The sequence below is a fragment of the Tardiphaga sp. genome, from assembly GCF_044340795.1.
In the GTDB taxonomy this organism is placed as follows: Bacteria; Pseudomonadota; Alphaproteobacteria; order Rhizobiales; family Xanthobacteraceae; genus Tardiphaga.
The window spans coordinates 21863-36967 of record NZ_JBIISY010000038.1; the positions used below are offsets into that span (position 1 = coordinate 21863).

3 protein-coding genes are annotated in these 15105 nt (G+C 64.1%); all 3 read left to right on the plus strand.

The features are described 5' to 3' along the window. Positions 1-135 precede the first annotated feature (135 nt). The 3 genes from ACIQ17_RS08940 to ACIQ17_RS08950 all read left to right on the plus strand — a co-directional run bounded on the left by ACIQ17_RS08940 (position 136) and on the right by ACIQ17_RS08950 (position 14759). Positions 136-12990 carry a filamentous haemagglutinin family protein gene (locus ACIQ17_RS08940; RefSeq protein ID WP_398467559.1) on the plus strand — a complete coding sequence of 4285 codons (12855 nt, stop codon included), beginning with the start codon at positions 136-138 and terminating at the stop codon, positions 12988-12990. A gap of 1171 nt (positions 12991-14161) precedes the next feature. Continuing rightward, complete coding sequence (locus ACIQ17_RS08945) at positions 14162-14329, plus strand: RHS repeat domain-containing protein (RefSeq protein WP_398467565.1); 168 nt, start codon at positions 14162-14164, stop codon at positions 14327-14329. Between the two features lie 160 nt (positions 14330-14489). Beyond that, on the plus strand, positions 14490-14759 hold the full coding sequence (locus ACIQ17_RS08950) for a hypothetical protein (protein WP_398467561.1): 270 nt from the start codon (positions 14490-14492) through the stop codon (positions 14757-14759). Positions 14760-15105 lie beyond the last annotated feature (346 nt).

A 15105-nucleotide genomic window follows, 5' to 3' on the forward strand; every position in this document is an offset into this window, starting at 1 on the left:
TGTGGCGGGTGGAAATGTGAGGGTGACGTCCAACAGATAGGGCGCCCGCAGCGCCGCCGTCTGCATCGTGCGGACGAAGGGAATTGCGGTTGCGCTGCTGTAACGACGACAGCTTATCACGAGAAAGTTCGCCCAATGCTCCGCCGCCTGCCTGCTGATCGAGACCTATCCGAGCGCAATCGCGTGTTTGGCCACGGCGCGGCATTGATGGCCGGCGCCAGCGCATTCGTTCTGCTCGCTCTGTCGCCGGCCGCGCATGCGCGCTCGCTCAATGGCGGCAGCGCAGGCGGTGCTGTATCAGCGCCGAACATCGCGGCAGACGCAGCGTCCCAGGCCGCACAGCAGGCCGCCGCCGCGGCTGCGCAAAGCCAGCAGTCCCTTGCACGCGCTGCGCGTGCCTTGCAGGACATCCAAACCATCCAGGCCGCCGCGCGAGCGGCTGCCGCTGCGGCACAAACATCTGCCACCGCTCCGATTGCGGTTCCCAACGGCCTCGGTGCCGGCGGCCTGATGCCGAACATGCCGGCTGGATGGACTGGCGCCAACGCGCCGACGCAAAGCGTTGACGGTGCGGGCCAGACGCAGGTGAATGTTCGCCAGCTCACCCAGCAGGCGATCCTGAACTGGCAGTCGTTCAATGTGGGCGCGCGGACGACGTTGACCTTCGATCAGCAAGGGCAGGCAAATTGGGTCGCGCTCAATCGGGTCAACAATGCGACGGCGCCGAGCCAGATCCTTGGCAACATCAAGGCTGATGGCCATGTCTACGTCATCAATCAGAGTGGCATCATTTTCGGCGGCAACAGCCAGGTGAATGTCGGCTCGCTGATCGCGTCCACCGCCGGGATCACAGATGATCATTTCCGCGCGCACGGCATTTTCAGTGCGCAGTCGGGTTCGACATTCACGCCGAGCTTCACCGCTACAGTCGGGAAAGTGATCGTCGAAACAGGAGCGTCGATCAATACTCACGCACCAAAAGAGGTGAGGTCGGGCGGCGGTTTCGTGCTGATGCTGGGATCGGAAGTGCAGAACGCGGGCTCGATCGGCACGCCGAACGGGCAAGCGTTGCTCGCGGCTGGCGACAGCTTCAACTTGCGGCCCGGCTTCACCACTGATGGCAATGCCACCTCCACGACACGTGGTATCGAGATCGCGCCGATCATCGCGGCTGGCGCCACGCGTGGTATCGTCGGCAACTCCGGTCTCATTTTCGCGCAGCAGGGCGACATCACGCTGGCCGGGCGCAACATCAGCCAGAACGGCGTGCTGATCGCCACCACCTCGGTGAATACGCGCGGCACGATTCACCTGCTCAATGCGACCAATGACGGCGACGGCAGCATCACGCTGAACGCCGGCAGCCTGACGACGATCCTGCCCGAGGTCGGCAGCGCCGGCAGTCTGACAACGATCCTGCCAGGACTCGACAGCAAGGCGACTGCTCTCGACGGCCAGCGCGACGCACTGATCGCCGCGTCGAATGCCGCCAATGCCGCACGTGCGGCGCATGCGGTTTTCAACAATCTGTCGCTGCTGGCTGATCGTCAGGATCAGTCGCGCATCGAGATCGTCACCGGGGGCAACATCACCTTCAAGGGCGGTTCCGACACCGCCGCGCAGGGTGGCCAGATCGCGGCGACGGCCGGCAAGCGCATCTTTGCCGAAGATGGCGCGCGGCTCGACGTCTCCGGCGTGCGCGGCGTCGCGCTGGCGATGGAATCCAATAACGTGAAGATCAACGTGCAGGGCAACGAGCTGCGCGACTCGCCGCAGAACCGCGAAGCCGATGCGCTGAAGAACAACGACGTCTGGATCGACGTTCGCTCGCTGACCTTGGTGCCCAACGGCACGGGCGGCTATAGCGGCGACCGTTACTACACCAAAGGCGGTCTGCTCGAAGTCGGGGGGCAGTTGGCCAATACGGCGCATAGGATCGGTGAATGGGCGGCGATCGGCGGCACCATCACGCTCTCCGCGCCCGAAGTGATCGCGCAGAAGGGATCGGTGCTCGACATTTCCGGCGGCTCGCTCGACTATGCCAGCGGCTGGATCCACTCCACCAATCTGATCGCGAGCAATGGCCGCCGCTACAGCGCCGACAGCGCGCCGGGCGACCTGAAATATATCGGCTATGCCGGTGCCTTCCGCCGCTCGCATAACATCCAGGGGCAGGAAGACGAGCGCCTCACCGAAATCTGGACCACGGTGTTCGACCGAGGCCGCAACTCGAAGCGCTGGGAAGAGGGCTACACCGTCGGCCGCGATGCCGGTCGGCTCAACCTGTCGGCACCGACCAGCCTGATCGCAGCGACCATCGTCGCCGACACGGTCACCGGCACGTATCAGAACAGCAAGCGCGCCAGCGGCGTCACGGATGGCTACAAGGCGACGCAGACCACGGTCGCGCAGAACGGCACGCTAGGCTTCGCTCAATATACCGGTATCGGCCGCGCAGGCGTGTTCAACACGGATGTCCGTATCGGCGATGTCGCGGACATCACCGCAGGAATCACTGCAGATAGCGTGCTGCCGACCGGGCGCAGCAACACGCTCTGGCTCGATGCCGGCTGGCTGAAGGATCAGCAGCTCGGCGGCCTCGATCTCGCGACGCGCGGCAGCATCGCCGTCAACAGCGATCTCAGGATGGCCGATGGCGGTGTGGTGAGACTTACCGCAGCCAATATCGACATCCGTGCCGATATCGTCGCGCATAGCGGCAGCGTGACGACCAGCAATATCTTCACATCCGACAGTGCCGCTCTCGGCACCACCGTCTTGCTCGGGAACGACAGCTCGACCACGACGCTGCATGATGGCGCGACCATCGACGTGCGCGGTGTCTTTGCCAACGGCATGCTCGACAAGGATGCGCTGGGGAAGCGCGCTTATGTTGATGGCGGCACGGTCGATCTCAATTCCAGCCGCGACATCAAGCTCGCCGCCGGCAGTGTGATCGACGTCTCGTCCGGGGCTGCGATCTTGCTTGGCGGCGATATCGAAGGCGGCCGCGGCGGCGATGTGACGCTGGAAGCGGACCGTGCCGTCTCCATAGCCAGTGCCAATGGGCGGCTGACGCTGGATGGCACCATCAAGGCCTATGGCGTGAGTGGCGGCGGTACGCTGACCATTGCGCATGGGCCGGAGATCGTGATCTCGGACGGCGCGACCGACGGCGTGACAGGCTTGCGTCTCGGCACCTCGCTGTTCCGGACGGGGTTCGCTCATTACGACATCACCGGCAATCACGGGCTGACGGTAGCGGATGGCACCGTGCTCGATGTGGTCATGCCGACCTATCGCGTCACGGCGGACGCTTTTGCCAGTGCTGACGGCACGGGCGCGTTGGAGCCATGGCTGCAGCCGCTGGTCAGCGAAAATCCGCGCGCCGGGCTGCTGACCTGGCGCGAGGGCGCGAGCCTGACGCTGTCGGCGGGCCTGGACGCGTCGTCGCCGACCAACACCAGCGCGCCTACACTCCGCATTGGCACCAACGCGGAGATCAGCGTCGATCCCGGCCAGAGCATTGACATCGGCGGCGCCGGCCAGATCACCATCGACGGCCGGCTGAATGCATGGGGCGGTGAAATCGCGGTGCGTGGCATCGGCCTCGCCAGCGACAGCCAGAATGCGATCAATACCGCCGGTCATGGCCGTTCGATCTGGATCGGCGAGCATGCGGTGCTCGACGTGGCCGGCCGCGCCTACACCGCGACTGATGTCCGCGGACGCCGCTACGGCGAGGTGCTGGCGGGCGGCAAGATCACGATCGGCGGCGAACTCGACACGGCAACCGGCCAGGCGACGGCGCCGAACCTGTTCGTGGTGGTGCGTGATGGCGCATTGCTCGATGCGTCGGGTGCAGCGGCGACGCTCGATCTGTGGGAGAGCGGCGAGACGCTTGTCGCGACCAATGGCGGCGCGATCTCGTTTGCGTCCAACAACGGCTTCGATCTCAGCGGAACCTGGCTGGCACGCGCTGGCGGGCAGGGCGCAGCCGGCGGTACGCTGGCGATCGCGCTGGAAACGCCGGTCTATGCCGGCAATGCGACGCCGCGCGTGATGCGGGCGCGCGAACTGGTGTTGACACAAACGCACACCGCCAGCGCGCTGGCGGCGGATGCAACACCCGACGGCGCCGCAAATCAGTTGATCTATGGGCGCGGCGCCATTGGCGTCGATCAGATCGCGGATGGCGGCTTCGACAGCCTCAATCTGCTCAGCCACGGAGCCATCGGCTTCGGCGGCGACGTCTCGCTCTCGATGCGGCAGAACCTGCAGCTCTTCTCCAATACACTCGGCCTCACCGAAACCGCGCGAAGCGACAGTCGCGTGTCGCTGGCAGCGCCCTATGTCTCGATCGCCGGCATCACCCGCCGCAACATCACGGAGGGCCTGGTCGCTCCGGTCAGCTATCTCGATACCTCGTCCACGCGGGCGAGCGTAGCGCTGTTTGCGGTGACCGCGGATCTGCTGGATATCCAGCGTGAGGTGCGTTTTGGCATTGCATCGACATTTGGCAATGCGTCGTCGGGCGGTGTTTTCACCTTTGATCGCCGTGGCTTTGACGATGTCGAACTGACCAGCTCCGGTGACCTGCGTTTCCTGCCCGGGGCCGGGAGTCTCGGCACCTCGTTGCGCACGCGCGGCGACCTGGTGCTGGCGGGGCGCCAACTCTACCCGACCACGGGCGCGATCGCGACGATCCGCGCCGGCGTCACCAGCGGAAGCGGTGCAAGCACCACGTTCGATCAAACGCGCACGTTGACCATCCGCAGTACCGGGGCGGCGCCGACGCAGCAGCCCCATTCGGTGTTCGGCTCGCTGAACATGGAGGCCGCGACGATCAACCAGGGCGGCACGATCCGGGCGCCGCTGGGCCTCATCCAGGTCGGCTCGGCCAATTCGTCCGTCACCGCGCAGGTCAATCTGCTGCCCGGCAGCATCACCTCGACCTCGTCGCGCGGGCTGGTGATGCCCTATGGCGGCACGGTGGATGACATCGACTGGTTCTATGCCGGCAGCGAGATCGCGCTCGAAGGCGTTGCCTCGACCAATCGTGGCGTGGTGCTGAGCGGCGGACGTGTCGATATCCAGGGCGGCGCGCAGGTCGATCTCTCCGGCGGCGGCGAGCTGCTCGGCGCAGGCTTCATCTCCGGCCGCGGTGGTTCGGTGGATGTGCTCAACAATCCGCTGGCCACCGCCAATCCGGCTTACAAGGCGAGCAACAGCGGCAATGCCGTCTATGCCATCGTTCCCGGCTACACGGCCGGCCACGCGCCGGTCGGCGGCAGCTCCGCCGCGCCGCTGATCGGCCAGCAGATCACGCTGGACCGCAGCCTGCCGGGCCTCCCGGCCGGCACCTATACGCTGCTGCCGGCGAGCTATGCGCTGATGCCCGGCGCCTTCCGCATCGAGATCGGCGCCGCCGATCCGCGCGGCGCCACTGGCGGCGGCACCATGGCCAATGGCTCGATGATGGCCGGCGGCGCGCTCGGCTTTGCCCATACGCAGGTGCGCGAAAGCCTGAACCGCCAGGTGATCGTGACGCCGGCGGATGCCGTGCGCCAGCTGTCGCAATATAACGAAACCACCTATGCGCAATTCGCGCTGGCGGATGCGGCGCGGCTCGGCGTGCCGCGCGCCATGATCCCGCTGGACGGCAAGACACTGACCCTTCAGTTCACCGAGAATGGTGTCGCTGAAGCGTTACGTTTCGCCGGCAAGGTCGATTTCAGCGCCGCCGAGGATGGTTTTGCGGGATCGGCCGTGGTGATCGGCAGCTCCGGTGGTGCGGCGTTCGAGATCATGGCGGCCGGCGCGGCGCCCACAGCGGGCTTTGCCGGCGTGTCGCTCTACGCCGACTCCCTGAATGCCCTCGGTGCCGGCCGGCTCGTGATCGGCGGGCGTCCGCAGGTCAATTACGGTCAGCAGGGCAACTACTTCACCTTCACCGGCCTGAGCAGTTCCCGCAGCATCACATTGCGTGAAGGCGCGGTGCTGCGCGCCCCGGAAGTCGTGTTGCTGACGGGCGGGTCGCCCACCACCTCGCATATCACCATCGAGGCTGGTGCCGGCATCAACACGCTCGGCATGGGCGCGACACCATTCGATTCCCGCGACGGATTTATCTACACGGCCCAGACCGGCAACGATCTCGGCGGCTCGATGCTGGCGATCTCGAATGGCTGGCTCGACGTGCTGCCGGCGGATGCGACCGTGACCGCGCAGGGCGCGATCCTGATCGGTGCCTGCGGCGCCAGCGGCAACTGCGCGGCACCGACCACACTCTATTCGGAAGGCACGATTGCCTTTGCCACCACCAATCGGTTCGAACTCGGCGAAAACGTCCGCTACGGCACCCGCAATCTCTCCTTCGGAGTCGGTGCGGTGAATATCGGCACCGATACCGCGCTCGCTGCTGCCAGCGCGAGCGGCGCGCTGCCGTCCGGCTTGATGCTCAATCAGGCCGTGCTGGATCGCCTGCTGCGCGGCGATACCTCCACCGGCGCGCCGGCGCTGGAAAGCCTGATCCTCAATGCCAGCGAGGCGGTGAACATCTTCGGCACGGTGACGCTGGACACCTATGATGCCTCCGGCAAGTCGCGCATCGCAAATCTCGTGCTTGGTACGCCGGCGATCTATGGCGCCGGCAGCGCAGCCGACGTCGCCACCATCCGGACTCAGAATTTGGTCTGGAGCAGCACGACGCGGGCGCCGGGCGCCATCATTGCCGGTGGCGCGGGTACCGGCAGCGGGTCCTTCGTCGTCGATGCCGAGCGCATCACGCTCGGTTATGGCCCGAGCGTGCAGATCAGCGGCATCGACACGGTCGCGCGGCTCGCACTCGGTTTCGCCAATGTCACGTTTGACGCCAGCGACCGCATCACCGCGAACCACAAAGGCAGCCTCAACGTCTATCAGAGCCGCGGCGCTTATGCGCCGACCGGCTACAGCTATAGCGGCGGCAATCTCACACTGCTGACGCCGATGCTGACCGGCGAAGCCGGCTCCAACAGCAGCATCAAGGCCGGCGGCACGATCCTGGCCGCGACGCCCGGCGGCGCCGCGCCGGCCAAGCTGACCGACAATCAGGGCCTCGGTGCCGAACTGAAGCTGGAAGGCCAGGCGATCACCCTCGCCACCACCGTGGCGCTGCCGAGCGGCCGCTTCACCGCGAGCGCGGAAGGCGACGTCATCCTCACCGATGCGGCACAGCTCGATCTCGCCGGCCGACAGATCGGCCTCTACGACGCTTCCAAATATAGCTGGGGCGGCGAGGTCATCTTCGAGAGCCGCAGCGGCAATGTCCGTCAGGCGGCGGGCTCTGTCATCGATCTGTCTGCGCGCTACAACCATGCCGGCCGCCTCTCGGTGGCCGCGCTCGGCGCCAGCGCGGGCGTGGTCGATCTTCAAGGTAAAATCCTCGGCAGCACGTCGGGCGAATACGATGCCGGCGGCACCATCGTGCCTTATCTCGCAGGCTATATCGACCTGCGCGCCCAGCGCCTTGGCGACGGCGGCACGCTCACCGACCAGTTCGCAGCGCTCAATGCGCGGCTCAATGCCGGCAACATGCATGGCGGCCGGAGCTTCCAGCTCAAGCAGGGTGATCTCGTTATCGGCGACGGCCTGAAGGCCGGCGAGATCAATCTCTCCGTCGATGGCGGCCAGCTCACGGTGGTCGGCACGGTGGATGCCAGCGGCGCCGAAGTCGGCGTGATCCGCCTTGCGGCGAAGCAGGGGCTCACCATTGCCGGCAGCGCGCTGCTCGATGCCCATGGCAAGCGCCTGCGCGTGGACAGCTATGGCAAGATCATCGATAGCCCGAACCGCGCGGTGGTCGAACTCAATTCCGGCGACGGCACGTTGACCCTCGGCTCCGGCCTGCGCGTCGATCTGCGCCACGGCACCGATGTGCCGGTGGGGACAGGCGCCTGGACCAATGACGGCGTTGCACGCGGCACGCTCGATCTCTATGCACCGCGGCTCGGCGGCGCGACGGCGGGCGACATCGCCATCGATGCGTCGGGCACGATCACCATCAGCGGCGCGCGCTCGATCGCGGTCAATGCGGTGCAGCGCTACAGCGATGCTGACTATGGCACCGATCCCGCAGCGAGCGGTCGGCCGTATCAGGTCATCGACCAGGCCTATCTCGACCGCCTGGATGGCGAGAGCACCGCGTTCATCACCAATGCACTCGCCAACACGGCCTTACTGAACGGCAAGCTCGCCGGGCTCAACAACGCGACCTATCGCGACGCTTTCCATCTGCGCCCGAGCGTCGAGATTGTCAGCGCCACGGCGGATGGCGATATCGTGGTGCAGGGCGATCTCGATCTGTCCGGCTATCGCTATGCCAGCCTCAATCCGAATTTCCCTTACAATGCCGGTATCCGCGGCTCCGGCGAAGTCGGCTCGCTGGCGATCCGCGCCGGCGGCAATCTGAACATCTATGGCAGCATCAATGACGGCTTCGCCAAGCCGGCGACGACGGCGGATGACGACGGCTGGATGCTGCGCGAGGGCCTGTTGTCCTATGGCAGCGACGTCATCGTGCCACGCGGCAACACCGTCACGCTCGCGGACGGCACGATCTACCCCGCCGGCCGCGCGGTGAATTACGACCTGCCGGTCAAGGCGATGACCGTGCCGATCGGCACCCAGCTTCCTGCCGAAGCGACGCTGACGGCTGCGGTGACGCTGCCTGCCAACACCATTCTCGCCGGCGATGTCCGCGCGGCCGATGGCACGCTGCTCTACGCGGCCGGCACGCGTCTCGCCAATCCTATCAATCTCGCCGCTGGCACAAGGCTCGGAGCGGGGTTCGTCGCGCCGGTCAGCCTGTCGCTCGGTGCCATGACCTGGCCGAAGGGTGTCGTGCTGCCGGTCGCGGCCACGCTCGATGGCAGCGTGACACTGCCGATGGGCGGGCTCATTCCGTCGAAGGCCAATCTGAAACTGCCGACAGGCGCGATCTCGTTGCCGCTGCGGCCTGCCGATGGCAACGGCAATCAGGGCGCCAATTGGGCGGTGGCCTCGATGCTGCCGGCCGGCTCGCAGAGCTGGTCGCTGCGCATGGTCGCCGGTGCCGACATCACCGCCGCCGACCAGCGCGCGCTGCGGCCGCGCGATGCCAACGGCAATCTCACGCTCGCCGACACGCATTTCACCGTGTTCGACAAGCGCGACATCACGGTCATTCCGGGCACGCCCGAATTGCCGGGCTTTGTCTGGTACTGGAACGAACAGGCCGAAGCTGACGGGCTGGGCCAGGCAGGGACACCGATCACGGACGACTGGTTCCCGAATGACCTCTGCGCCGACGCACCGATGTATTGCGTCAAGGTCAGCTATCTGTGGAGCGACCTCGCACCCGAGATCGATCCGACGCTGACGCCCGGCACACCGGTGAGCGCTGAATGGGAAGCCGCTTGCGCCGACATGCCAGGCCTGTGCGTCCGGCTGCGCGACCCGATTCCCGGCACGCCGCCGACGACCATCGTCGGCGACGTGATCGAGCGCAATCCGGCCAATCCCAATTTCAGCGTGCTGCGCACCGGCACCGGCGATCTCGATATCGTCGCCGGCGGCAATATCTCGATGCGCTCGCCCTATGGTGTCTACACCGCGGGTACACAGTCGCAGAACGTTTCCACGGTCTTCAACCAGTCGCGCGCGACAGCCGGCAGCAGCGTGCTCGGCCTCGGTGGCAGCGAATATGAAGCGGTCGTTGCTGGCGCCAACAGCACCTATCAGGCCTGGTATCCGACCCTCGGCGGCAATCTTCTGCTGCGCGCCGGCGGTGATATCACCGGCGATGCCTGGACCGCAGGCACCAGCATCGGCACGGACGGTAATCGCGCCGCACAGAAGACCAGCACCGATCCCGCCAACTGGCTGTGGCGGCAGGGCGATGTGGCCGGCAGCGCCAATGGGGCGGCCTGGTGGATCAATTTCGGCACCTATGTCGCGGGTGCGTCGCCCTCCACCGAATATGCGATCGAGGGCATGCCCTACCTCGTCGGCTTCACCGGCTATGGTACCCTCGGCGGCGGCGATCTGCGGCTCGAGACCGGCGGCAATGCCGGCACCGTGGACGTGCTCAGCCCCGGCGGCCTGAGCGGCGGCCAGTTCCCGCGCAGCCAGGCACTGACTTTGGCCGTGGCCTCGACTGGCCGTGTCGGCGCCGATGGCAGCCTGACCCTGACCGGCGGCGGCGACATGGATGTCCGCATTGGCGGCGCACTCAATTCCGCGCGAAATGCCTATATCACCGTCAGCTTCGAGGAACGGCAGCAGAATCTCGGCCTCAATGGCCTGGTCGCCAATCTGCGCGGCCATACCGGGATTGCCGCAGCCAGCCAGGGCAGCATCGAATTGCGTTACGGACCCTTCGCCGCCTATCAGGATCTGAAGGAAGTACGCGCCTATGGCGCCTTCACATCGACGACCTCCTATGCCGGCGGCGGCCTGATGCTGATGCCGGGCGACTCCACCTTCAGCCTGACCGCGCGTGGCGACCTCGTGCTCAGTGGCGTCCGTGACGCCGGTCGCACCAACAGCATCGATCCGAACGCGATCGACGCCGCTACGGGCTATCAATTGACGCCGTGGTTCACGCTGTGGACCGACCGCACCGCGATCGACATGTTTGCCGCGGGCGGCAACCTGACCCCGAGTACCCAGCTCGGCCACACCTTTGGCAGCGGCGACGGCATCACGCCGTATCCGAATGCCGGGGCGACTGCGGGCCGCTTCGTCTATCCGTCGATCCTGCGCGCCGTCGCGCCTGCCGGCAGCATCTATATGGGACCGTCGGCGGTCTATCAGAACAGCGCCGCAACGCGATACTCGCTGCTGCTGGCGCCGTCTGCGAACGGCGAACTCGAATTGCTCGCCGGCAATTCGATCTATGCCGGCGGTTATGCCGTGACGCGCTCCGGCGCCGATCCGGCCGTGATGCCGACGCCCTTCAACCCGGCGACCATCAGCAATCTCAGCCCGTTGGCGTTCCAGGTGGAGAACACTATCTTCGCCTTCGGTGCCGATACGGCCTCCGGTCTCTACGATCTCGCTCCGGCCCGTTACTATGCGGTGACCGGCGACATCGTCGGCCTGCGCACCGGCGAGATCATGTCGAACTTCGACAGCACGGCTCTGGTCGGCCGCACCTTCTACGAAGCCGGCGGTCCGGTCTGGATCAAGGCCGGCCGCGACATCGTCAATAGCGGCACCAATCTCGAACAGTTCACGTTTCTGCCGAACAATGTGGGCGCGAACGGACGATCCACCGGCAACCTGATCGTCCATTCGTCCGAGACCGATGTCTCCATCGTCTCGGCCGGTCGCGACATTCTCTACAGCTCCTTCAGCATCGCCGGCCCCGGCGCGCTGGAGATCAATGCCGGCCGCAACATCCTGATGGAGAACCGCGCCGGCATCGTCTCGCTCGGCCCCGTCATCTCCGGCGATACCCGTACGGGTGCCAGCGTCTATATGGCGGCAGGCCTAGGCGCGAATGGTCCGGACTTTGCGGCACTGGCGTCGCGCTATCTCGACCCGGCCAATGCTGCCGTCACCGGCACGTCGCTCGCCGATCAGCCCGGCAAGGCTGTGCAGACCGCCGATGCTTTCGTCTCGAAGCGCGATCTCGCCGCCTGGCTGAAGACCAGGTTCAACTATCAAGGCGACGAAGCGGGCGCGCCGGCTTATTTCCAAAGCGACTCGCTGACCGATGCCCAGCGTGCGACCTATCCGTCGAACGAGCTGCTTTTCGTCTGGTTGCAGAGCCAGGGTTATCGGGGCGATCGCGGCAATGCCTTGGTCTATTATCTCGACGAGAACGCGAAGACCGGCTTGTCCTTCACCTATAGCGGCATGCTGTACGCCTGGATGAAGGTCAATCACGGTCATGGCGGTGACGAAGCTGCTGCGAAGGCGGCGTTCGAAACGCTGCCGGCTGAACAGCAGGCCATCCTGCTGCGCCAGATCTATTTTGCCGAACTGAAGATGGGCGGGCGTGAATACAACGACGCGTCGGGGCCGCGCCATAATTCGTATCTGCGCGGCCGCGAGGCGATCGCCACGCTGTTCCCGGACCGCGATGCCAACGGCAATCCGAACATCCGCGGCGGCGACATCATCATGTATGGTGGTGCCGGCGTGCGGACGCTTGGCGGCGGCGATATCAATCTCATGACCCCGGCGGGTCGCGTGGTCGTCGGCGTGGAGGGGGTGGCGCCGCCATCGACGGCCGGCCTCATCACCCAGGAGAAGGGCAGCATCAACATCTATGCACATGGCAGCGTGCTGCTCGGCCTGTCGCGCATCATGACGACCTTCGGCGGCGACATCACCGCGTGGTCGGCGGAGGGCGACATCAACGCCGGCCGTGGCGCCCAGAGCACGATCATCTATACGCCGCCGCGCCGCACCGTGGATGCGTATGGCAATGTGAGGCTGGCACCTGTGGTACCGTCGTCCGGCGCCGGCATCGCCACGCTCAATCCAGTCCCGGACGTGGCGCCCGGCAACATCGACCTCATCGCGCCGCTCGGCACCATCGACGCCGGCGAAGCCGGCATCCGCGTTTCGGGCAACATCAACCTCGCTGCGCTGCAGGTGCTGAATGCCGCGAATATCCAGGTGCAGGGGACGAGCACTGGCATTCCCACCGTGCAGGCTCCGAGCATTAGTGCCGCGTTGTCGTCGTCGAATGCCAATGCAGCCACCCAGCAGACGGCGACGCCCACTCAAAGCAACAACGCGCAGCCGTCGGTCATCATCGTCGAGGTGCTTGGTTATGGGGGCGGCTCGAGTGGTGAGCCGGCCGGGGAAAAAGACAAGCGGTCCGAGCGCCGTGCTGCCACCGAGCAACAGCAGGACCCGGCAAGCCCGGTGCAAGTAATCGGCGCCGGCGACCTGTCAGCCGCGCAACGTCAGAAGCTCACGGCGACCGAACGCCGAAATTTTGATGCGCAGTAGGTGGAGAGAGGCGGTTGGTGAATATGAATCCTTTGGTTCCGATCGCGATGAATATCATCGGAATTGGAACCTACAGGAAATGCAACGGGAAGCGATGACGATGTCGGCTCTTGGCGCTTCGAGGACAAAGTTGATTTGTGGTTTTCGGCCTCGTTCGATTCTATCTTGAAACTCATTGTTTTTCAGAGGGATGGCTGGCGCGCCATTCAGAATATAACTGCGAACTCTTACATCATTGAAATAACGATATAATCATGGGCTCAATAGCTTTGGCGGCCCGTGCAGAGCCTGACGCGATATCACAGCTCTTGTTCTTCACGATGCGCGAATGGACAAGCGCGCATGTATGTAAGACCTTTTACCGTCCACGCTATCCTGCGAATGCGCCGCTTCGCTCAGATAGGCCTGATAACAATCGACGACGGATTGATCACCGGGGGATGTCGACTCGATCTACAACGATGAGCTGGACTTCGACACGGGAAAGTTCTGCCGAGGACGAAGAGTTCCTTCAAAGGCTCCGCTCTACGGCGCCCGTCCTTTCGCAGGCTGAACGCTCCCTGAACCTGTCATCAAATTTCCATCGGTACCTTGTTAACGACGAGAGGTGGTCGAGTTACATCGACTGTCTGAATGGTTTGAGGTCGTCTACAAGACGCAGACCTGCCGACGACCCGTGCTGCCGTTATCATCGAGGACGCATGGGAGGTCTGGCGCTTCTACAGCACGCGCCCGGCTATGGCCGGACGCTGGCTGCGGGTCAGCTCCGATCTCGGAGAAAGGCCGCCACGGTCATGGCGCGCTACTCCCATCTCGATCAATCTCGGCTCGGTGGCATCCTGACCGACGAGAGCGGGTAGTCGTACAGCGGGCTCGTTCGATGCCTGGGGCAAGCGCCAGCTATATCATAGTGGCGATTGTCAATGTCTTGCTCGAACCGGAACGCGCGTCGCCGTACTTCAAGGGATCTGATCTGCATGGAACTGGCTGGCAATTTGTACACCGAATATCTCATCACCAGCCCAAAATGCGACCCCCAAAATGTAATGAGAATTCCTCGAAGCGTCTGTAAACTTTTCCGGTATAATATAGCCGTCATGGAAGTGCAGCCTTAAGTAGATAGATTCCCTACCAATCTAGGGGGCATGAATACGTTTGTTTTTCGACGGGGATTTTACTCTTAGTCTCAACGGACGTCAGCGCCAACGCGTCCATCAGTTACACCTACGATCAGCGCGGTCGATTGGCATCCGTTACTTACGTGAACGGAACGACGATTACTTATTCATACGACAATGCCGGAAATCGTACGAGTCGCGTTACGGTCGTATCAAACTAAGTACTTCCTTTGACATGTTGTGCGGCGAAATCCCAAGGCATGAATTGCTGAGGGGGGCGTGTGTCGCGTGTGTCTGATTTGATCAGAGATCAGTGTGTATCGGTTGCGGTGGGAATGGTGACCGCGCCTGGCGAGGTCGAGGGCCGAGGGGGATTACGGTATGGCGGCGTCTCATCAACAAGTTGATCGTTTGATCGCGGCGTTTCGGGCGTTGCTTAGCGGAATCATGCTGACGTTTGCCCTAGTATGGTCGAGCTGGGCCGAAGCGACAGTCCCGCAATGGACCCCCGTGGGCGGCTTTCGGATATTGTCGATGGTCGCTGAAGATCAGGAGTTCATCAAGGAGTTGGCGCGTTCGCTTCGTCACGACCCCGACGAGATTTACCGATATGTGCATGATCGAATTCGATTTCATCCTGTCCGATATTAGACCAGACGACCGGTTGCCGTTGCTCTCGATGAGGAGGGAAGTGCCGCTGATCAAGCGGCGTTGATGGTCGCGCTGCTGCGCGAGTCCGGATTTACAGCGGAGTATCGTGCGAGTTGATGATGAGCCCGGGAAAACATCCGTTTAGGTTTCACGCTTTCGACGGACTACAACACCAGTCAGACACGTGTAACGCCATCGGTTTCTGAAGGAGCATCGGCCGTATTTCGTGCGCCACCCAAGACTGCCCCCAACCTTAAGCAGGGAAGAATTTTGTTGCTTAACTATAAAAAGTCGTTTTTCTAGTTGTAGTGTGGGAGTATGCAATCTAAAATCGTTTGAGTTATCC